This is a genomic window from Pedobacter sp. (assembly GCF_039594775.1).
In the GTDB taxonomy this organism is placed as follows: Bacteria; Bacteroidota; Bacteroidia; order Sphingobacteriales; family Sphingobacteriaceae; genus Pedobacter.
On sequence record NZ_JBCNMT010000004.1, the window covers coordinates 120,186 to 142,749 of the forward strand.

Here is a 22,564-nt window from a genome sequence, read left to right on the forward strand (position 1 = left end):
CACTTTGCCGAAGTTCAATTTATATTCCGGTTTTCGGGTATCGAAATCTGCAGTGAAGCGTACCACTTTCTTAGGGCACCGTCAGTTGCTATAATTACTGCAAAATGTGTAAATACAAAGATATAATAAACATATTTCTCGTATTAATGACGAAAAGTTCCCTGTTTAGGCTTACAGAATAGCTAATTTTATTTTAGCTAAACAACACTAGAATGGCTCTTTTATCCAATTCTTTTGTGGTGGATTTAAAAAAACTAACCAAATGAACAAAATCGAAAATGATAAGGTGTCTCACCATCTTATGGCAAAAAAGTTGACCTTATTTTCCTTCTTTACCTGGTTTTGGATGCTTAATGCTCTTAACGTTAAGGCACAAGATCCCAATTTTCATATTTACTTGTGTATAGGACAATCAAATATGGAAGGTAATGCAAATTTTGAACCGCAAGATACCAGTGGCATAAATGCACGATTTAAGGTTTTGCAAGCCGTAGATTGTGATAATAAAGGTAGGCAGATGGGCAAGTGGTACACAGCAATACCGCCATTAACCAGATGTAACACTGGTCTTACTCCCGTAGATTACTTTGGCCGTACTTTAGTAGATAATTTGCCAAAAAAAGTGCGCGTAGGAGCCATAGTAGTTGCCGTTGGCGGCAGCAAAATTGAACTGTTTGATAAAAACAATTATGGATCTTACACCGCTACTGCCCCAGATTGGATGAAAGGCATGTTAAAAGCATATCAGGACAATCCTTATGGAAGGTTGATTACTATGGCAAAAATTGCGCAAAAAGATGGCATTATTAAGGGTATCCTCATCCATCAGGGAGAGTCTAATACCGGTGATAAGTTATGGCCGCAGAAAGTAAAGGACGTTTACAATAATATCCTTAACGATTTAAATCTAAAACCAAATGAAGTGCCGCTACTAGCGGGCGAAGTTGTACACAAGGCGCAAAATGGAAAGTGTGCAAGCATGAACGAAATTATAGATAAATTGCCTCAAACCGTCCCAACGGCACATGTTGTTTCTTCTGAAGGATGTGGCGTAGCTGATGATTTGCTGCATTTTAACATTGCAGGATATCGCGAATTAGGGAAGCGCTATGCCGAAGTAATGCTCCCGCTGCTTAAAAAGAAGTCAAAAAGTAAGTGAAAATTTACGCGGTTAAAAAGATTTTCGTCAAAAATAAAGGTCTGGTTCACTTTTGACACCAATAATAAGGCCACAGCATGTTTGCTAACAAAATTTGTAGATCGTGGCTTCTTACTATAGTCCAGTTAATTTATTTAAATAAGATAAAATGAGTAAATCAATTAAAAAATTATGCTTTAAAGTTGCCGTACTTTCTGTATTGGCATTCCCTGCTTATTCTCAACAAACTATTCACGAAGGGCCACAAGGTTTTGATGTTTTTCAAAACAATATTGCTCATGGTAAAATAGATACAATAACCTACAACTCTAAAACTGTGGGCAATAGTAGAAAGGCCCTAATTTATACGCCGCCGGGTTACAACGAAAAACAAACCTATCCGGTGTTGTATTTACTACATGGTATAGGGGGCGATCCGAAAGAGTGGCTGTATGGTGGCAGACCACAGTTTATTCTAGATAATTTATACGCACAAGGCAAGGTAGAGCCTATGATTGTTGTTTTGCCAAACGGAAGAGCAATGAAAGACGATCGTCCTATTGGCAACGTAATGGATAAGGAAAAAATCCAAGCCTTTTCTACTTTTGAAAAAGATTTGCTCAACGATCTAATTCCTTTTATCGAAAGTAAATACAAAGTTTATAAAGACCGAGAACATCGTGCTATTGCTGGTCTGTCTATGGGCGGCGGGCAATCGTTAAATTTCGGTTTAGGTAATCTTGATCAATTTGCTTGGGTGGGCGCTTTTTCTGCTGCACCAAATACCAAGCAGCCTGAAGAACTTATTCCTGATCCAGATAAAGCAAAGAAAATGTTAAAAGTTCTTTTTATTTCTTGTGGAGATAAAGATAATTTAATAAACAACAGCGCTCGTACACATGAATACCTTGTCAAGGTAAATGTACCACATATCTACTTTATAGAGCCCGGCGGCCATGATTTCAAAGTATGGAAAAATGGATTGTACAATTTCTCCCAATTATTGTTCAAGCCAGTAAATAAAGCCTTGTTCTATAGCAAATAATTTTATCTTCAATTTTTATATCATGCTGTTTCAAATACGATATTTCTGTTTGCTGTTCCTATTTCTGCTAAATTGTTACCAAGCAAATGCCCAACAATCTAATGTAGTTAACCCAGTTATTTTTGCCGACGTGCCAGATGCTTCCGTTATCCGAGTTGGAGATACCTATTACATGAGTAGTACAACAATGCACATGAGTCCAGGTTTGCCCATCATGAAATCAAAAGATCTGGTAAATTGGACCATGTTGAACTATGCATATAATAGTTTAGATGGTGGCGATAAAATGGATTTGGCCAATGGGAAAAATGCTTATGGCAATGGCACATGGGCAAGCAGCTTGAGGTACCATAACGGCATATTTTACGTAAGTACCTTTTCACAAACCACAGGCAAAACCTATATTTTTCAAACCAAGGATATCGAAAAAGGTAATTGGCAAATGAAGTCTTTTAGGCCAAGTTTACACGATCATTCCTTGTATTTCGAAAATGATAAAGCGTATATGATTTACGGAAGTGGTAAAATCAAACTAGTTCAACTAAAGAGTGATTTATCAGGTATCGACACAAGTTTTCCAGAGCAAGTGATTATTGAAAATGCAAGTACTCCATCGGGAAAAAACGGTGGATTGCCAGCGGAGGGTTCGCAGCTATTTAAGATAAATAACAAATATTACCTTTTTAATATTTCTTGGCCTATGGGCAGTATGCGTACCGTAATTGTGCATCGGGCAGAAAATTTATTTGGACCTTACGAAGGTAAAGTGGCATTGCAAGATTTAGGTGTTGCCCAAGGCGGTTTAGTCAATACACCCGAAGGAAATTGGTTTGCCTACCTATTTCGAGATTTTGGTGCTGTAGGCCGTATTCCGTATTTGGTACCGGTTACTTGGAAAAACGAATGGCCAGTTTTAGGTATTGATGGGAAAATCCCGCAAACATTGGACCTCCCTATTCATAAAGGCATGATAGCTTCTGCTATTGTTGCATCAGATGATTTCAATCGTAAACCCAATGATCCAGATTTGCCATTAGCTTGGCAATGGAACCATAACCCCGATAACAGCTTGTGGTCGGTACGTAAAAGAAAAGGATATTTAAGACTTGCCACTGGCCGGATAGACACCAGTTTTTTAACCGCCAGAAACACATTAACGCAACGTACTTTCGGCCCCTTTTCTTCGGCAAATACAGCTATGGATCTTTCTAAGATGAAAGATGGCGATTTCGCAGGTTTAGGCTTATTGCAGAAAAACTTTGGGCAAATTGGCGTTCGTGTACACAATGGTAGTAAAGCGATCATTTTCGTTGATGCTGCTACAGGCTCAATTAATGAAACTGCTCCAATAGCCCTGAAGCAGGACAGAATATATTTTAAGGTAGTTTGCAATTTCGAAAATAGAAAAGATACCGCCCAGTTCTATTACAGCTTAGACGGTAAGAATTGGAATAGCATTGGTAAATCCTTAAAAATGACCTATACAATACCTCATTTTATGGGATATAGATTCGCATTATTTAATTACGCAACTCAACAAATAGGCGGATATGTAGATGTAGACTACCTGCATGTTTCGGAAAAATGAGAAAAAGGCGAATAAAATCACTGTTTACATATTAATTAACGTCAATTATACATTTATGCTAGTATTTTGACAAAATGTTCAATAGTTGAAAATAGCTTATAACTATTTTCGGAAATGAAATTAGCTAATGCAGAAAGACAATTTTAAGTCTTTTTGATTGAAGTTAAATCACTATAACCAAATATAACATACTATGCCCAAATTAACCGAGAAGTCTTTAATAGGCTCTAAAAATGTGAAGTTCAACTCATTCCCCAAAAAAACTTTATCGGCTGCATTACTTGCCTGTTCGGCATTTTTCTTTTCGAGTGCCGTATGGAGAAAAGATAAAGCTCTACTAAGAGAAGCCGATCCTTCGCCAGCACCTTTGTTTAGTAATTACGTATATAAAGGAAATGACGATATCTATAATAAATACCCTTTAAAAGCAGGTGAGTTTTATACCCCAATTTTGCAGGGCTGTTACCCAGATCCTAGCATTACCCGCAAAGGCAGCGATTATTATTTAGTGGTTTCTTCGTTTGCTTTTTATCCCGGTGTGCCAATTTTTCACTCAAAAGATTTGGTTAACTGGAAACAACTGGGCCACGTTTTAGATAGACCTTCGCAATTAAAAGTACAAGATGCGGGTATGAGTGCAGGAATTTATGCGCCCGCCATTAAATACAATAAAAATAATGATACCTTTTATATGATTACTACCCAGTTTGCCGGCGGCATGGGTAATATCGTAGTTAAAACAAAAGACCCTTTAAAAGGCTGGAGCGATCCTTATAAACTGAAATTTAACGGTATAGATCCTTCTTTGTTTTTTGATGATGATGGCAAAGCATATGTAGTGCACAATGATGAACCAGAAAAGGAACTTTACAGCGGGCATAGGGCTATCAAAATTTGGGAGTATGATTTACAGAAAGACCAAGTCATTGCAGGTACAGATAAAATTATTGTAAATGGTGGCGTAGATCTTAGCAAAAAGCCAATTTGGATTGAAGCGCCACATATCTACAAAAAGAATAATAAGTATTACTTGATGTGTGCAGAAGGTGGTACCGGTGGCTGGCATAGCGAAGTCGTCTTTGTTAGCGATAATGTAAAAGGCCCTTATCGTCCAGCAGATAAAAATCCAATTTTAAGTCAACGTCATTTGCCTTCAAACAGAGTAGATAAAATAGATTGGGCTGGCCACGCAGATTTGGTAGAGGGTCCAAAAGGTGGCTATTATGGCGTATTTTTAGGTATTCGCCCAAATGAGAAAAATCGTGTAAACATTGGCCGAGAAACCTATATACTACCGGTAAACTGGAATGGTGAATTCCCTGTTTTTGAAGGCGGTTTAGAACCATTAAAAACTAAACTAGACATGCCTAAAGGGGTAGTAAACAATACAGGGAAAAATGGTTTTTTCCCAAATGGCAACTTTACTTTCAGCGATACATTTTTGTCTAAAAAATTAGATTATAGATGGATTGGATTGCGTGGCCCAAGAGAAGATTTTGCAACAACTACATCAAAGGGTTTAATTGTAAAGCCGTTTCCTGTAGATGTAAAAGAAGTAAAGCCTATATCTGCACTGTTTCAAAGGCAGCAGCATAACAATTTTTCTGCTACTGTAACGATGAGCTACAAGCCTAAATCGAACAAAGATTTAGCGGGCATAGTTTGCTTGCAAAAGGAAAGTTTCAATTATGTTTTTGGCGTGACCCAAAAAGACAATGCCTACTACCTTTTATTGCAGCGCACAGAGAACAACAAATCAACCATTATAGACAAAGTGAAAATTGATGTTAGTAAGCCTATTAAATTGCAAGTGGCGGGTCAAGGCGATGATTATACATTTAGCTATGCCGTGGCGAATGGAAAATTGACTGCGTTGGGTGGCAAAGTTTCCGGCGATATTTTGTCTACAAATGTAGCAGGTGGTTTTACCGGTGCGCTTATAGGCTTGTATGCAACATCTGCTAGCGAAATCAAGCTTTAAACCTTAAGTTAAAAGCTAGTTGGTGTGCCAAAAAAGCTGTTTTAAGTGTGCTATGGTGTTGTTTGACAGCCGTTTGGTCAGTAAAACATCTGATGTATACATTTAAACATTTGTGCTAATTGAATTAACGTCGTGTACCTACTTTAGTACGGCCAAATATTAGAACCAAGTCACTTTTATAGCTTATTGTAGCAATAATTTTAAGAACGAACCATAACATCTAAACTAACGCTCATCACTTAAAACATATAATGATACCTGCCTAAAATGTTTGCTTCATTTTAGGCAGCAAAACACTAACCAAAAAAATACCAATATAAACCATATTATGAAACCGCCAATTTGACTCTCGAGAAGACATCTCTTTCTTGCATAGATTGTGTATGTCTTTAAGCAAAAAAAATCAACTAAAATAAACCAAATTTCAAATATAAATAACGTATGATTAAGGAATACAACCGCTATTTTACGCAGCTTTCGCTTGCTATGAAATTAAGATTTAATCAAGTCTTTATCTTAAATGATCAAATATGATGAAAAATTACACACAACTATGTGCTAACGAATATCTTGTTCATTCATTTAAGAAAGGATGGATGCTGAAGATATTTTTATCGATTGCTAGCTTACTATTTATCTTTAATACTGCTTTTGCACAGCAAAAGAGGCTGGTTAGAGGAAAGGTGATAGATGAAAAGACCGCAGAAGGCATGTATGGGGTTACCATTACCCTAAAAGGCACAAAAACAAACGCAATGTCTAATGCAGACGGCCAATTTACCATAGAGGTGCCAACAACTAACGCCACACTGGTGTTTGCTTTTGTTGGTATGGTTTCTAAGGAAGTAGCTGTAGGGGATAGGGATAATATCGTAGTTTCTTTAAAAGAAGATGATAAATTACTAGACCAGGTAGTAGTGGTTGGTTATGGACAACAAAAAAAGTCTACTGTGGTTGGCGCAGTTACGCAAACTACTGGCAAGGCTCTTGAACGTGCTGGGGGTGTTACCAATTTAGGTATGGCCCTAACCGGAAACCTGCCAGGCGTAGTAACTACATCTACAACAGGTATGCCTGGAGCAGAAGACCCTCAAATCTTAATTAGAGGGCGCAGCACTTGGAACAATAACAGTTCGCCTCTAATTTTAGTAGATGGTATTGAACGTTCAATAAGTTCTATCGATATATCTTCGGTAGAAAGTGTGTCGGTACTAAAAGATGCTTCTGCAACGGCAGTGTATGGTGTTAGGGGAGCAAATGGCGTAATCTTGGTAACTACCAAAACAGGTGTAGAAGGTAGGGCGCAGGTTTTCGCTAGATCTAACGCAACTATGAAAGTACCGTCAAAATTACCAGCAAAATACGACTCTTATGACGCGTTGATGATCAAGAACAGAATTATTGAACGAGAGTCTATTGTTAACCAAGCTGGATGGTCTTCTTATACACCAATGCAGGTAATTGATAAGTATCGCAATCCGTTAAATGCAACCGAGTGGGACCGCTATCCGAACGTAGATTGGGAAAAAGAACTTTTCAATGATTACGCCATGTCGTATAACACCTCGGCTAACGTATCTGGCGGTTCTAAATTTGTGAATTATTTCGTTGGATTGGATTTTGCAAAAGAAGGCGATTTATTCAAATCTTTTCCAAATAATAGAGGTTATACCGCACATTTTGGATATAATAGAACTAACGTAAGAAGCAACTTAGATTTTAACTTAACCAAAACCACAAAGTTATCTGCTAAGTTATATGGTTCTAATGGTGTAAGACAGGTCCCTTATGATATGCCCGATGGGGATCAGTCTTATTGGGCCTCTGCTTATCGCACGGCACCAGATTCATTTAGGATGATTTATTCTGATGGAACCTATGGGTACTATTCGCAATCTATTCAGGATCAGCCGAATGCTGCTTTTTGGTTGGCTTATTCGGGTGTTGAGTATAGAACCAGTACACAACTTACTACAGACTTTGTTTTGCAACAAAAATTAGATATGATAACCAAAGGGCTTAGTTTGCGAGCGAGCATTTCTTTAGATAATTCATTTCTAGAAAGAAGACGTGGTATCAATGATCAAAATAATCCTGCTCAACGTAAATATGTGTCGCCTTTAACAGGAAATGTAGTGTACGAGCGTGAAAAAGACCCAGGAACACAGTTCGATTTTTCAGACCAAGTGAAATGGGCTTTGGTAGCGGGCGAAGTAAACAAAGATTTAACGTATCGCAATAACAACTACCAATTTCATGTTAATTACGATCGTACCTTTGGACAAGATCATTACGTAACGGCTTTAGGTTTGGTAGAAAGACAAAGGAATGTTACTGGCAGTGGTTTTCCAAGATTTCGCGAAAGCTGGGTATTCCGTACAACTTATGCCTATAAATCAAAATACTTGTTTGAAGCTAACGGTGCTTACAACGGCTCAGAAAAATTTGGCCCCGATTTCCGTTTTGCCCTTTTCCCTTCTTTTTCTGCCGGCTGGGTAATTACTAACGAGTCGTTCATGAAAAATATCAAGTTTTTAGATTTGCTGAAGGTTCGTGCATCTTGGGGTAGAATTGGCGATGATAATATTAATACAGCAAGATGGCCATTTTTAGATTCCTACACTTATAACGGAAATACCCAAATGGGTAGCACGGGAAGCGCACTAACAAACACACCCTATACTTTCTATAGAATATCTTCAATGGGTAACCCTAACTTATCTTGGGAAACAGTTGAAAAACGTAACCTAGGTATAGAATACAGTTTCCTTAAAGGGAAAATATCGGGAAATGTTGACTTTTTTCAAGATAAACGTGACAACATCATGATTTCTGGTAACTCTCGTGCCATACCAACCTTTTATGGTTTTGGTAGCTTAGCGCCAAGTGCCAATCTTGGAAAAGCCTCGACTAAAGGAGTTGAGTTTGAACTCAAATTTAACCATTCGTTTAATAAAAACATTCGTGTTTGGGCAAGTACAGCCATAACACGTGCTGTTAGCCACACCAATTTTAGAGACGATCCGGAGTTTATGCCTGCTTACCAAAAGCAAGAAGGCTATGCCATTGGGCAATACAGATCTTTTATAAACAAAGGATTTCTTGCAAGTTGGGATGATATTTACGGAAGTACCACTAGGTTGAGCAACAACCAGTTAAAGCTTCCTGGCGATTATAATATTATCGATTTTAATGGCGATGGTGTAATTGACGATAGAGACAGCGCCCCTTATGGTTTTACTTCAAATCCTGAAAACACCTACAATTTAAACTTAGGTTTCGAGTGGAAGCGTTTAAGCATATTTGTGCAGTTCTATGGTGTTAACAACGTAACCAGGGATATCGAATTCCCTAACTACCAAGGGCAAAGTAATATCGTATTTGTAGAAAGGCCTTTCTGGTACCTGCAAGATGGAGGAGGAGAGGTTTCGCCGCCAAGGTTTGGGGTTGGAAATACCACTGGCCTTAACGGTACCAGATACCTATATGATGCCTCTTACATACGTCTAAAAAATGCCGAGATTGCTTATAGCCTATCGGGTAATTTCATTAACAGAATGGGAATTAAGAACCTTAGGTTGTATATAAACGGAAACAACTTGGTGCTGTGGTCAAAACTACGTGATGACCGTGAGTCTAACTTTAGCGGAGTTGCCGCTGGAGGAGCTTATCCAACCATTAAGCGCTACAATTTTGGTCTTGATATCACCTTATAAATTATTTAAAGATGAGAAATCTAATTAAGAACATCTTGTTCCCGTTCATCATAGTGATGGGTGTGGTTACACTAAGTTCATGTAAAAAATACTTGGAACGTACGCAGTTAGCAGATATCCGTGAAACAGATCCGTACAAGAACTTTAGAAATTTTCAAGGATTTGTAGAAGAAATGTATAACTGTATTCCACTTTATAGCTCAAACAATTTTCATAACTCTTTTAATCTGGGCGAAGAAGAACATTGGGAAGCGGGAAACAACTATACCAGAGGTTTGCTTTACCAAGTAGACCAAGGTAACTACATGGCCTGGAATAGCACTGAATATGGCTTTTTGGGCGATGGAGGAGACCCTGTAGATGGTACCAACCATACGACAAAAGGAAGATTGTGGGGATTGTCCTGGTATGCGATCAGAAAAGCAAACGTAGGTTTGGCAAACTTAGACAAATTGGTAGAGGCAACGCAAGAAGAAAAAAATCTTATTGCCGGTCAGTTATATTTTTTTAGAGGATTTTACCACTTTATGCTCATGCAATATTGGGGTGGTTTGCCTTACATAGACCAAGCATTACCCGTAGATGAAGTGTTAAAACTGAAACGTTTAAGCTACCAAGCTTGTGCGAACAAGGTGGCTGAGGATATGCAAAAGGCTGTAGATTTACTGCCTGTTGATTGGGACAAAATCCCTTCTGGAGCTGCTACTTCTGGTCTTAACAACCAGCGTATCAATAAAATTATGGCCATGTGTTTTTTGGGCAAAAATTACCTTTATGCCGGTAGCCCTTTAATGAATCTCGAGTCTACAGGTAACAGCGGCTACAATACAGATTTCTGTAAAAAAGCGTCTGATGTGTTCGCTCAGGCATTACAACTTATCGAATCAACAGGTAGATATCAGCTAGTGCCATTTGCTGATTATCGCGAGTTAATTTATACCTACAATAAAGGCGGCCAGTTACCTGGCGGTAAAGAGGCGATACTTTTAGAAAACTTATCTGGTGCTACAAATAGATGGCGCTGGAACCAAGTGAACGATTATCGTCCACAAACTATCCACCCATCAGGAATTAAAATGTACCCTACGGCCAATTATGCAGATTATTACGGCATGGCTAACGGTTTGCCAATTCCTGATCCGGAGAAACCCGATAGCGAAAGTGGTTACAACCCAGAATATCCATGGAGAAACAGAGATCCTAGATTTTACAACGATTACGTGATAGACGGCGAAAAATGTGTGCTAAATGCTTCCTCTGTTGGTAATGATTTATTAAGACAATATGCAAGTTTGTATACTGGTGGTACTTATAGAACTGTAGATGGCAACTCTAAAGTTTGGACTGGTTACATGAATTCCAAACTGGTATCAAAACTGGTTAACGATAAGGATGGATATAGAGATAATAATACCCTGGTACTAAGTTTAATGCGTTTAGCAGATGTTTACCTGCTATATGCAGAAGCTACTGCAACAGGTTATGGTTCGCCACAGAGCGTAGGTGCTGGTTATACACTATCTGCAGTTGATGCCGTAAACAAAGTGCGTGCACGTGCAGGCGTGAACGGCGTTGCCGCTAAGTTCTTAGGTTCTACTGCCAGCTTTTTAGGTGAAGTAAGACGCGAGCGTGCCGTAGAGTTATCTTTTGAAGGGCATCGCTTTAACGACCTAAGGCGATGGTTATTACTCACCGAGCGCCCTTATACTTTAAGGAAAGCCATTGAGTTTGATAGGGACACTCCTAACGCTCAGATATATGCGGACCCTAAAAATGCCAAGGTTAAAAATTTCCGTGAGACAGTTTTATTCGAAAGACAGTTAGGGCAACGCCATTATTGGTTTCCATTCCTTTTGAAGGATGTAAGTATCTATAGCGAGTTTAAACAAAACCCAGGCTGGTAATTTAATCTAAAAGAAATGAACATAAAATATATACATACCTTTTGCTTAAGCTTGCTCTTTGGTGTGGTTAGCATAACTGGAGCCCTTGCGCAGCAACAAGAAAGTAAGCCCATAAAAATTGTACCCAAGAAAGATAAAGATAGCTTGGTTAATGTGGCGTTTCAAACCATCGAAAAGAAGGATGTTTTGGGCGGCGTATCAACAGTAAACGTAGCAGAGCTCATGAATAAAAGTTACGGTACCTACAGTTTAGATAACTTACAAAGCTTTGTAGGCGGTTTTACCGGTAACATCTGGGGACAATCGCCATTAATCTTGGTAAACGGAGTGCCAAGACGTGCTTCGGACGTTAGAATGACGGAAGTAGAATCTATTTCGGTATTGAAGGCTGCCAGTGCAGTAGCGCTTTACGGTAGCCAGGCAGCTAGGGGAGTAATCTTAATTACTACCAAACGAGGTAACGGTGGTGACGATATGAAAATTGATGTGAGGGCCAACTCTGGTATATTCGTGCCAAAGGGTTATCCAAATTACCTGCCAGGTGCCGATTACATGACACTCTACAACGAAGCATTGACCAACGATGGTATTACAACTGGTAAATATACGCAGGGGAGAATAGACAGTACACGTACAGGCATTAATCCGTTTCTTTACCCAGATATTGATTTCTACAGTTCTGATTTTGTCAGAAAAGTGGCCTATCGTTCTGATATTACTACGGAAATTTCTGGTGGCAATAATTTTGCACGTTACTATACCAACGTAGGCTTGTCTTACAATAATAGTTTGGTAAAGTATGGCGAGCAAAAAAACAACAACGATTTTAATTTTAGTGTAAGAGGTAATGTAGATATGAACATTGCCAAATGGCTTACCGCTTCTGCCGATGCCGTAGCTATTGCCAATAAAAATTATGTTGGTAGAGGAAATTTTTGGGGCAGTGCCTCAACGGTAGATTTTTATCTCAACAAGTATTCTCCGCTAATTCCAATTGATAAGTTAGATCCTAACAATGCGTCCTTACAAACTGTTGTAAAAAATAGTAATCACATCATAGACGGTAAATATCTTTTGGGCGGTGTAAGTACCAATCCTACAAATGCTTTTTCTGATATGTTAGCTGCAGGTTATATCCGCACAAAAAACAGTACGTTTCTTTATAACCTTAATCTAAAGGCAGATTTGGGTTCGATATTGGAAGGTCTAGTATTTAAAACTGGAGCCAGTATGGATTACACCTCTGTGTATTCTGAAGGCTACTCGCTTGGCTATGCTACCTACCAACCAAAATGGTCGGCTGGTAATGATATGATCGTAGGCTTAACCAAGTTCAATGAAGACAAAAACTCTACCACAGAATTTGTAGGCAGATCAACCTATACGCAAACCACATCGGCAATGGCACAATTTGCCTACAACCGTACGTTCGCTAATGACCACAACGTATCGGCCAACCTATTGGGCTGGTGGTACAAGAGCCAATTCTCTAGCGATATTGACAATGATGGTGGTAGCGTGTATCAACCAACTTTGAATACTAACCTAGGTTTTCAGGCCGCCTATAATTTCCGTAGCAAATACTATTTAGATTTTACTGCCGGATTAGTGCATTCTGTTAAACTTGCGCCTGGGCATAGAAATTCATTGTCGCCGGCTGTTACCGTTGGCTGGCGCATCAGTAACGAGTCGTTCTTTAAAAACAATGTTTCTTTTGTAGACGATCTTAAACTTTCTGGTTCTTATTCCTCTATTGTGCAAGATATGGACCTTACCGGCGGTACCAGAGCAGGCTACTACCTTTACCAAGGCTTCTACAGTAATACTGGTACGCTAAGTGGTTGGTTAAACTGGCGTGATGGTAGTGCTGGTGGTCCAACTTCACTCTCTGGACAGGCTTCTAACTACGATTTAACATTTGTTAAAAGAAACGAATTTAGGGTAAGTTTGGACGGGTCGATACTTAAGAATCTGATTTCTTTCGACATGAACTACTTTTCGCAAGTAACTGATGGTTTACTATCGCGTGGAGTTACCATTTACCCAAGTTATTTTCAAGGTTCTGGCGATTTTCGCCCTTGGATTAATTTTAATAAGGATAAACGTACCGGGTTTGATTTCTCTGTTAATTTAAACAATAAGTTGGGCGAGGTTTCTTACTCATTGGGTGTTGCAGGCATGTACTATGATAGCAAAGCTTTGCGCCGCGACGAAACAATTGATACAACTGCACCGTATTTGGCCCGCCAAGGTCGCGCGTTAGATGCCAATTATGCTTATATCGCAGAAGGCTTGTTCCAAAACCAAGCGGAAATTGATGCCCATGCCCGACAAACTTTCGGAACGGTAAAGCCAGGTGATATCAAATACAAAGACATCAACAACGATGGAATAATCGATTACAGAGATGCGCAAGATCTAGGAAAAGCAGGATGGTCTGCCTCGCCTTTTAATTATGGCGTAAACCTAACTTTAAAGTATAAGAAATTTACTTTGTTCGCATTGGGCTCGGGTAGTGCAGGCGCAATAGGTTTTAAAAATAGCTCTTACTATTGGTTAAGAAGCAATACTAGATACTCTGACTTAGCTTGGGGACGTTGGACGGAAGCCACAGCCAGCACTGCAACCATGCCACGTTTGACCACTAATAGCAGCAACAACTTCCAAAATTCTACTTATTGGATGTATAAAACCAGTCGCTTTGATTTAAATAGAGTACAATTAAGTTATGATTTTGGAAAAGAATTGTTTAAAAATTCTTTTGTTGCAGGACTTAATGTATACGTTCAAGGCGATAATTTATTGGTGATATCTGGCGAGCGCAAGCTGATGGAAACGAATATTAATGCTGCACCCCAAACCCGTTTCTTCAATTTAGGAGCTAAAGCATCTTTTTAATCACCTATTAATTGTAACAATATGAAACATAAAATATTATTAATGGCCTTTGCGGTAATCTTGCTTTCGGCCTGCAAAAAGGTGCTAGAGCCTCAGCCAGACAACCTGAGGACTATCGATCAAATGTACACTGATGTAAACTTTGCTCAAGGATTTTTGAACAGTGCATACCGTTACATTCCTTCTTACTACGACAATACTGAAATTGCAACGGATGATGCGGTAACCAATCAGTTAACGCATGGTTTTCTCCAAATGGCGCAAGGTTCTTGGACAGTTAACAACAATCCAGTTTCTGTATGGAACCAGTCTTACGAAGCTATGCAGTATCTTAACCTTTTCCTTCAAAATTCTGATAAGGTTAAATGGGCTATGGATCCAGAGGCTGCTAAACTATTTAACGTGAGAATGAGAGGCGAAGCATTTGGATTAAGAGGACTTTTTCTTTACTTTCTTTTGCGCAATCATGGCGGGGTAGGTAGTAATGGCCAACTCTTGGGCGTGCCAATTGTAACGACTTATCAAGATGCTAAGTCGAATTTTAACTTGCCTAGAGCTAGTTTTGACGATTGTGTAAAGCAAATCTATAAAGATTTAGACAGTGCCGAAGAATACTTGCCTGTAGAATATAATGACATCAGCAACGCTACCCAAATTCCTGAACGTTTTAAGAAATATACCCAAAACTACGAAACCTATAACAGGGTAATGGGCGTATACCCTCGTTTACTGTTCAACGGATTAATTGCAAAAGCTTTTAGAGCCAGAACGGCATTGTTGGCAGCTAGTCCGGCTTTTACAAATGTGTCGAATACAGCCGCATGGGCCAACGCCGCTGAATATGCAGGCAGGGTAATTGATTATAAAGGAGGAGTGGGAGCTTTGCCGTCTACAGGGGTAACATATTATGCGAATACAAGCGAGATTGACGGTCTTGGAAACGGAGCAAATACTCCGGAAACCATCTGGAGAGATAACTTGGCTACGGGCGATAGTGGTCAGGAGTCGCAACATTTTCCACCATCGCTATTTGGAAGTGGTCTGATGAACCCTACCCAAAATTTGGTAGACGCTTTTCCAATGGCTAATGGCTACCCTATTGGCCACGCAAGTGCAAACTATAATGCAAGTTCGCCATTCGCAAACCGCGACCCGAGGTTGGGCAAATACATTATTTACGACGGGGCCACAGCTGGTGTGAGCAATACCGTAATTAAAACTGGAAGTGCCTCTGGTACCGATGACGGAATTGGCGTACGTAGTACCTCTTCTCGAACTGGCTATTACATGAGAAAAAGATTAAGAATGGATGTTAATAGGAACCCTGTATCTATTACAGGTAAAAATCACATTAACCCTCGTATTCGCTACACGGAAATGTACTTAGCTTACGCAGAGGCCGCAAATGAGGCTTGGGGGCCAACAGGTACAGGTACCCGCACTTATTCGGCATACGATGTAATTAAAGCCATCAGAAAAAGGGCATTAGGCTTAAACACCGATCCATATTTGGAAGAGTGCAAAGCCGATGTAGCAAAAATGCGTGAGTTAATTAGAAATGAAAGAAGGCTCGAATTAAGTTTCGAGAGCTTTAGATTTTGGGATTTAAGACGCTGGAAAGTAGATTTGGCAAAATTAAATGAAACTGCAAAAGGACTTAATGTTAGCGTGAGTTTAACTACTCCTTTTAATGTTGAAACCCGAAGCTTTCAGAATTATATGATTTATGGGCCTATTCCAAATTCTGAAGTTTTGAAATACAGCCAATTACTACAAAATCAAGGCTGGAAATAATGTAGATGGTAATAACCAAATTTGAACAACATGAAAATTAGAAATATATATATAGTTTCGGCACTGTTTGCAAGCCTTTTTGGATCTTGTAAAAATGGTGATGCTGTCTTTCCCGATTACGGTGTTAAAACGGTTTATTTCGCCAACCAATACCCACTTAGAACAGTTGTTTTGGGCGAAAGCCCCTTTGTAGACAATACTTTAGACAACCAACGTAAGGTATCGATTAAGGCTACTGTTGGCGGCGTTTACGATAATAACGAAGATATTTTGATAGATGTTACCGTTGATGAAACATTGCTCAATGGATTAAAATATAGCGACAATTCTGCGCAGGTTTTACCCATGCCTAGCCAATATTATCGCTTATTGTCTAATCAAATCAAAATCCCTAAGGGAAGTATCTTAGGTGGGGTTGATGTACAGTTGACCGACGATTTTTTTGCGGATCCAAAAGCAATTAGCAGAAATTATGTCATTCCTCTGGTAATGACTAAAGTGGTCGGGGCCAATGGTATCCTAGCGGGAACTCCATCGGTAGCAAATCCGTCTCGTGTGGTTCCTTCAAATTGGTCTGTAAGACCAAAAGACTATGTGCTTTACGCTATCAAGTATGTTAATCCGTGGCACGCCAATTATTTAAGAAAAGGAGTTGATGATATTGTAAATAATGGCGTAGCAAGTAAAGTGACTAGACACGCACAATATGTAGAAAACAACCAAGTGGTTAGTATTACAGCTACTTCGCTTACCAATAGTTACTTGCCTTTAACCATCAAAAATAATGCAGGTAATAATGTAGCCTATAACGTGGTTTTTAATTTTACAGATGCTACAAACTGTACACTTAGTAGCAATACTGCAAATGTAGAAATTATTGGCAGCGGTAAATTTGTATCTAATGGCGAAAAGAACAGCATCGGCGGAACCGATCGTAGTGCGATCTATTTAAATTACACCGTAGATTTTAAAACGCTAAATATCAAATACACTACCACTGATACCTTAATTGTCAGAGATAGAAATATTGCGCCTCAGTATTTCGACGTAATAAAATAAGCCGAAATCTAAACTTGTAATAGTCTGGATACTTTTGTTTCCAGACTATTGCTATATATTTATTTTCTCTTTTAAAGAGTTTCCTTCTAATCAATTTATATTGCCTTTACACATTATGCGAGCTAGTCTATTAACATCTTATTTATTTATAGCATTTATCTTTTCGTTTACGCAATACGCTGCAGCTCAAAACAGTCTAGGATTAAAAAAACCATTTGTTACAACCCAAAGACAAGGTAAATCTGATTTTGTGTTGGTGCAAAACGCATTGGCAGCACCTATATTATATGATGCCCAAGATTACAAAGGGGTTGTAAGAGCCATTAATGATTTGCAGCAAGATTTCAAACGTGTAAGCGGGGTATCACCACAGCTAACCAATGTGATTAAAAACCATAAAACGGTAATTTTAATTGGTACACTAGGTAAAAGTAAATTTATAGATGAGCTTGCAGCTAAAGGTAGAATAAATACGGCGTCTATTTACCAAAAATGGGAAAGCTTCACTATCAGTACAGTCAACCGTCCATTCCCGGGAGTAGATAAAGCATTGGTAATTGCAGGGAGTGATAAAAGAGGGACGATTTATGGTGCTTATGAGCTATCTGAACAATTGGGAGTATCGCCTTGGTACTGGTGGGCAGATGTGCCCCCTAAAACAAAAAAATCGGCCTATGCAACTGCGGGTACCTATAATTCCGGTGAGCCAGCGGTACGCTATCGCGGAATTTTCATTAACGATGAAGCACCTGCAATGACAGGCTGGGCAAACGAGAAATTTGGTGGATTAAACAGTAAGATGTATGCACATATGTTTGAACTATTGCTTAGGCTACGTGCAAATTACCTTTGGCCTGCAATGTGGGGCAACGCATTTAATGAAGACGATCCAGAAAATCCACGCTTGGCAGATGAATACGGAATTGTAATGGGAACCTCACACCATGAGCCAATGATCCGTTCGCAACAGGAATGGAAAAAACATGGCAAAGGTGCTTGGAACTATGCAACAAACCCAAAAGGTTTAACCACATTTTGGGAAGATGGGGTTAAAAGAAATAAGGACTACGAAAGCTTGGTAACTATAGGTATGCGTGGCGATGGTGATGAACCAATGGTAGAAGGTGGAGATATGGCATCAAACGTAAAACTGCTGGAAAATATCGTGGCAGACCAGCGTAAAATACTTTCCGAAAGTATGGGGCGCCCTGCAAATGAGATTCCTCAACTTTGGGCCTTATATAAGGAAGTGAAAGATTATTATGATTTTGGGATGAAAGTGCCTGATGATGTAACATTGCTATGGGCCGATGATAACTGGGGAAATATTAGGCATTTGCCTACTGCCGAAGAGCGCAAAAGGAGTGGAGGCTCCGGTATGTACTACCATTTTGATTATGTGGGCGCACCACGAAGTTATAAATGGTTAAATACAACATCACTGCCTAAAGTTTGGGAACAAATGACTTTGGCCTACCAATATGGTGTAGATCGTATTTGGATTGTTAATGTTGGCGACTTAAAGCCTATGGAGCTGCCTATCGAATTCTTTTTGCGTTTAGCCTGGGATCCCAAAGCGTTGGGAAAAGAAAAAATAGCCGATTTTGTAGTGAATTGGGCACAACGTGAATTTGGGTTGTCAGAAGCTAAGGAAATTGCAGCACTAACCACTTTATACAGTAAGTACACCACCCGCCGCAAGCCAGAATTGTTAACACCAAATACATTCAGTATCGTAAATTACAACGAAGCAGAAAGGGTATCGGCCGAATGGAATGCTTTGGAGAATAGAGCAGAAAAAGTAAACGAAAGGTTGCCTAAAGCTTATAAAGATGCCTATTATCAATTGGTGCTTTATCCAATTAAGGCAATGAAAACCGTGACCGAAATGTACATTGCTGTAGCAAAAAACAGACTTTATTATAAACAAGGTAGGGCTGCGGCAAATTATCAGCGCCAGCTTGCTATTAACCTTTTTAATACAGATCAAAAACTTAGCGATACCTATAACCATGAAATATCTGGCGGAAAATGGAATCACATGATGGACCAAACCAGAATAGGTTACACTTCTTGGAACGACCCCCGCAAGAATATTTTGCCAAAAATGGAAGTGTTGGAAGTGAAAGCTACCTCGCAATTTGGCGTAGCGATAGATGGATCAACAAACAGTTGGCCTTTGGCTGACGTCGAAGCTATACTTCCTCGTTTCGAGTCCATCAATGCCCAACAGTCCTATATAGATGTTTTTGCCAAAGGTGATGGTCAGATCAAATTTTTGGCTAAGGCCGATAAATGGATCAAGCTAAAACATGAAACAGTCTTAGGCACAAATGACACAAGGTTATGGGTAACTATTGATTGGGATTTATTAACGTCGGGCAGCCATCAAGGTAAAGTGGTGATTTCTGATGACTCCACGCAAGTAACGGTAAATGTAATGGCACAAAAAGCTACTTTGAGTCAGCTGGTAGAAGCAAAAGGTAGTTTTGCAAGCCTTGGTGCACCAATAGCTATTGAGGCCGATGAACCCGCAAGGAATATTGCTGTAAATGGCGTTAAATGGGAGGCTATTCCTGGCTATGGTCGAGAAAAAGCTGGTATGACGATATTTCCGATGCAAACTAATTCGGTAAAGGCTGCAGCAGGTCCCACTTTAGAATATCCGGTGTTTTTTACCGAAACCGGAGAAGTAAAAATAGATGTTGTGGTTGGCCCTACCTTGAACTTTAAAGCTGAAGGATTAAAATTGGCGATTTCCATTGACGACCAACAGCCGCAAATTTTAACCATTATTGCCATACCAAGCGCAAGTGGAGCCGATGCAAGCTGGTCAAATGCTGTAATGGATAATGCTAGAACAATTACCTCAAAACATCTTTTTAAAACTACGGGAAAGCACACCGTTAAAATCTGGATGGTTGATCCAGCAGTGGTATTGGAGAAAATTGTTGTTTACATGGATAAACTACCTCAAAGTTATTTAGGGCCTCAAACCAATAAACCTTTGCAATAGCTGTACAATCTTTAAAATGTTAAGGACTGAAATTAGGACTGTTCGAAACCTTTATTTAACTAGTTCTTTTGGTTTTTTGATTATTAGTGTAGGTGTTATCGGTGTGCGTGCGAACTAAAACAAAGTTAAAAGCTAGTCCAGAATTGATTTCTGGACTAGCTTCAAGAAACTGTTTAAGCAGCGTTAGTCGTCGAGCTCAAGTGGTAAAGTATTTTTTAATTTTTATCTACCAAGAATTTGTAGGTGGTGCTGGTTGTATATGTTTGTCCGGGTTTCAGCACGGTTGTAGGGAAGGCAGGTTGGTTTGGCGAATCTGGAAAATGTTGGGTTTCTAAACAAAAAGCAGACCTAAATGAATAAGATTTGCCTCCCTTGCCATCTTTTGTGGTTCCGGTTAAAAAGTTTCCACTATAAAATTGTAATCCTGGTTCGGTAGTGAAAATTTCCATTTTAATGCCAGTTTTAATGCTTTTAACGGTTGCAATTGGTGTTTTGCCATCATTTTTATCTAGCACAAAGTTATGGTCATAGCCTTTTCCGTATTTTAATTGCTCATTATCTGCTTCGATGTCTTTTCCAATTGCTTTTGCCGTTGTAAAATCAAAAGGGGTTCCTTTTACCGATTCTATTTTGCCAGTAGGGATTAAAGTTTCATTTACTGGGGTGTACTTATTGGCGGCAATGCTGAGTTCGTGGTCAAGAATAGAATGATCTCCTTCACCATTTAAGTTAAAGTAAGTGTGATTGGTTAGGTTTAGCACGGTTGTTTTGTCGGTGGTTGCCGTGTAATCTATTTTTATACTGTTATCATCGGTTAAAGTGTATACTACCGTAGTGTTAACATTGCCAGGGTAACCCGCTTCACCATCTTTAGAAAAGTAGCTGAGTTGCAAGGTATTCCTATTAACTAATTTGGCGTCCCAAACTTTTCCAAAAAATCCATCTTTCCCTCCGTGAAGCGTGTTTTTCCCATCATTAAGTTGCAGCTGGTAGTTTTTTCCGTCTAAGGTAAATTTACCTTCGTTAATTCTATTGCCAAATCGGCCAATAATAGCACCAAAATAAGGTTCGTCTTTCTTCTGATAGGTTTTTACACTGTCATAACCCAAAGAAACATCGGTAGGACGGTCGTTCTTGTCAGGTACAATGATAGATACAACTCTTGCACCATAATTGGTAATCAGTAACTTAACGCCATTTTGATTGGTTAGCTCAAAAATTTTGGTCTTTTTGCCATTTATCGTCAAATTATAGGCAGTCGTATCAATTAGTATCTTCTGCTCGCTAACCTTGGCCGAAGATAATTTCTTTTCATCATTTTGGTTAGCTGTGCAAGCTAAAAAGAAAGGTAGTACCAGAAGGAGGTTGAAATTTAATTTCATGAGGTTTAAAATTTGGTTATCTTAAGGCTAAGATAATAAAAAATAAACGTCGTTTTAACGTTTTAAAATAAAATTTAGCTATCCATTTTAAAAGGTTAACTTGGAGGTTGTGTGTTAAGCAAAAGAATAAAGAACAAAGTATGGGTTTAAAGAGTACGTATCAAGACCAAAAACATGTTTTAGTAGCGGTAGATTGTATCATATTTGGTTATGATGGTGATAATTTAAAAATTCTGCTCGTTAAAAGAGCTATAGCGCCTCAGAAAGATCAATGGAGCTTGATAGGTGGTTTTATTAATGACGATGAAAACCTATACGGCGCTGCCGAAAGAATCTTGTTGGCATATACCGGTTTAAAGAATGTATATCTGGAGCAATTGAAATCGTTTGGGGAGCCTAGACGCGATCCTATGGAGCGAACTATATCTATAGCTTATTTTGCCTTGATTGATATCAACAAATATCGCCAACAAATCAGCGACACTTTTCAGGCCCAATGGTTTTTATTGAACGAAGCTCCTAAACTAATTTTCGACCATGATGAAATGGTGGAGGAAGCTAAGCATAGAATCAGATATAAAGCAGCTTTCCATCCTATTTTATTTGAGTTGCTGCCAAGAAAATTCACCATACCACAGCTCCAAAACTTGTATGAACAGGTTTATAATGCCAAAATAGATAATAGAAATTTTATCAGAAAAGTAAATTCCACTGGCTTGCTGATCAAATTGACAGAAAAAGATAAATCTAGTTCTAGACGCGGCGCTTTTTACTACGAGCTAGATAAACATAAATATAAAGCGAAGTTTCAATCCTTCATCAATTTTATCCCTAACCCCGAAAGTTTTATTCTCTAATTTCACTATCGAGTGATATACAAACTTCATGTTGTAGGTCCATTTTGTTTAGCCAGCAGGGTTAGGCTGATACTAATGAACATAAATAGGGTAATAATGTCATCCTAAACCCTGTTGTATTGCACTCCATTCCTAATTAGGTTATTTTCGAAAATCAAAGCATAAACAACTGCTTTCAACGATTTC

At 39.0% G+C, this 22,564-nt stretch carries 12 protein-coding genes; 11 read left to right on the forward strand and 1 reads right to left on the reverse strand.

The genetic code is table 11. The features are described from left to right. Positions 1–262: 262 nt before the first annotated feature. The 10 genes from ABDV71_RS11985 to ABDV71_RS12030 all read left to right on the forward strand — a co-directional run bounded on the left by ABDV71_RS11985 (position 263) and on the right by ABDV71_RS12030 (position 20,139). Positions 263–1,159 carry a sialate O-acetylesterase gene (locus ABDV71_RS11985; protein ID WP_343532841.1) on the forward strand — a complete coding sequence of 299 codons (897 nt, stop codon included), beginning with the start codon at positions 263–265 and terminating at the stop codon, positions 1,157–1,159. Positions 1,160–1,307: 148 nt separating this feature from the next. Next, positions 1,308–2,183 carry an alpha/beta hydrolase-fold protein gene (locus ABDV71_RS11990; protein WP_343532843.1) on the forward strand — a complete coding sequence of 292 codons (876 nt, stop codon included), beginning with the start codon at positions 1,308–1,310 and terminating at the stop codon, positions 2,181–2,183. A 22-nt stretch (positions 2,184–2,205) separates the two neighbouring features. Continuing rightward, positions 2,206–3,771: a glycoside hydrolase 43 family protein gene (locus ABDV71_RS11995; protein WP_343532845.1), complete on the forward strand. Its 1,566-nt coding sequence runs from the start codon at positions 2,206–2,208 to the stop codon at positions 3,769–3,771. A gap of 193 nt (positions 3,772–3,964) precedes the next feature. Further along, entirely contained in the window at positions 3,965–5,752 is a 1,788-nt protein-coding gene (locus ABDV71_RS12000) for a glycoside hydrolase family 43 protein (protein ID WP_343532846.1), read from the forward strand. A gap of 530 nt (positions 5,753–6,282) precedes the next feature. After that, positions 6,283–9,468: a SusC/RagA family TonB-linked outer membrane protein gene (locus ABDV71_RS12005; protein WP_343532848.1), complete on the forward strand. Its 3,186-nt coding sequence runs from the start codon at positions 6,283–6,285 to the stop codon at positions 9,466–9,468. Between the two features lie 11 nt (positions 9,469–9,479). Beyond that, positions 9,480–11,372, forward strand: a complete 1,893-nt coding sequence (locus ABDV71_RS12010; RefSeq protein WP_343532850.1) for a RagB/SusD family nutrient uptake outer membrane protein — start codon at positions 9,480–9,482, stop codon at positions 11,370–11,372. 15 nt (positions 11,373–11,387) lie between these two features. Then, positions 11,388–14,270 carry a SusC/RagA family TonB-linked outer membrane protein gene (locus tag ABDV71_RS12015; protein WP_343532852.1) on the forward strand — a complete coding sequence of 961 codons (2,883 nt, stop codon included), beginning with the start codon at positions 11,388–11,390 and terminating at the stop codon, positions 14,268–14,270. Positions 14,271–14,291: 21 nt separating this feature from the next. Continuing rightward, positions 14,292–16,064, forward strand: a complete 1,773-nt coding sequence (locus ABDV71_RS12020; protein WP_343532855.1) for a RagB/SusD family nutrient uptake outer membrane protein — start codon at positions 14,292–14,294, stop codon at positions 16,062–16,064. A gap of 30 nt (positions 16,065–16,094) precedes the next feature. After that, positions 16,095–17,123, forward strand: a complete 1,029-nt coding sequence (locus tag ABDV71_RS12025; RefSeq protein WP_343532857.1) for a DUF5627 domain-containing protein — start codon at positions 16,095–16,097, stop codon at positions 17,121–17,123. A gap of 115 nt (positions 17,124–17,238) precedes the next feature. Continuing rightward, positions 17,239–20,139, forward strand: a complete 2,901-nt coding sequence (locus ABDV71_RS12030) for a glycosyl hydrolase 115 family protein (protein ID WP_343532859.1) — start codon at positions 17,239–17,241, stop codon at positions 20,137–20,139. 215 nt (positions 20,140–20,354) lie between these two features. Here the strand turns inward: ABDV71_RS12030 and ABDV71_RS12035 are convergent, their stop codons facing one another. After that, positions 20,355–21,521, reverse strand: coding sequence for an aldose epimerase family protein (locus tag ABDV71_RS12035; RefSeq protein ID WP_343532861.1), 1,167 nt, complete (start codon positions 21,519–21,521; stop codon positions 20,355–20,357). A 140-nt stretch (positions 21,522–21,661) separates the two neighbouring features. On the opposite strand from ABDV71_RS12035, the gene ABDV71_RS12040 reads away from it, so the two are divergent. After that, a complete protein-coding gene (locus ABDV71_RS12040; protein ID WP_343532863.1) occupies positions 21,662–22,378 on the forward strand; it encodes an NUDIX domain-containing protein in 717 nt (238 codons plus the stop codon). The last annotated feature ends 186 nt before the right edge of the window (positions 22,379–22,564 follow it).